We start from the raw sequence: 1,017 nt of genomic DNA on the forward strand, positions 1-1,017 counted from the left end.
GTGAGGGTGATCCAGTCGCCGTGCCGCCACACGCCGGGGTAGGTGTCGAAGTAGCTGTCGTGGTAGCGGCTGCCGTCGGGCGAACGCCGTGCACTGCTTCCGGCGTGTTTGACGCTGTTGCGCAGCGCCTCGGCCATCGCACCGGCTATCGCACGAATCGAGTCGGGTGCGTATCCGCTCGGATCGGACCCGCTCGAGATGGCAGTCTCGAACGCGACGCTTTCATCTACTTCCGAAGCAGCTGAACGCAACTGAGCGAGGATTCCGTCGAAGTCGAGAATCGTCTCGTGATCGGTTCCGGAGCGGAGTTCGTCAAGCCTTTCGACAGTCCGTCGCGCCTGAGCGATGACCGAGGGATCGGCATCGTTTCTCGAAGCAGCGAGCAGAGTGGACATCACGGTGTCATGGATCAGTGCGTCGAATCTCTCGCGTTCGACGGACTTGGCCTCGGCCGCGGCGGCACCGGCGGCAGCGGCATGAGTGGTGGCGATGGTCGCGTCCAGTACTCGGCCGGTGCGCAAGGCCATGACGGCTGCTGCGACGAAAACCGCGCAAAATGTCCAGGCGAAGGCGAGGTCGGGAACAAGCAGGTGCGTCGTAGGACTCGTCCGGATTATGTGATTGGTCAACTGTGCGAGCGTTGCCGCCAGGAAAAGGTGCACGACGGCAGCGGCCGGTCGCCAAGCCGCAGCTGCCGCAAGGCTGGCGACGCCGGGGAAATTGGAAATCCACAAGGTGAAATCTGTGACGTGGTCACCATTCCACGCCGGCCACCACAGGAGGATGACCACGACGTAGAGAACCGCATTTGCGCTCGCAGTTCGTTTCACCCATCGGGTGTCGGCGTGGAACGTCGATGCTCCCAGCGCCAGCCCACTGCCGAAAGTCGCGACCACCGCCAGTGGAGTCCACCACGACGCAGACATCGTGGTGGCTTCTGCAATCGCAGGGGCAAGCAATATCAGATAGCAGACATAGCCGGCACCGATGAAACGGCCGAAGAGCCTCAGAATTTCG

The 1,017-nt window shown here is 62.4% G+C and carries 1 protein-coding gene; it reads right to left on the reverse strand.

Annotated features, from left to right (window positions below; genetic code table 11):
* Window positions 1–1,017, reverse strand: a 1,017-nt coding sequence (locus ABT116_RS50440) for a sensor histidine kinase (protein ID WP_351648599.1), incomplete at both ends; no start/stop codon positions are given.

It is taken from the genome of Streptomyces sp. NPDC002130 (assembly GCF_040296465.1).
GTDB lineage: Bacteria > Actinomycetota > Actinomycetes > Streptomycetales > Streptomycetaceae > Streptomyces.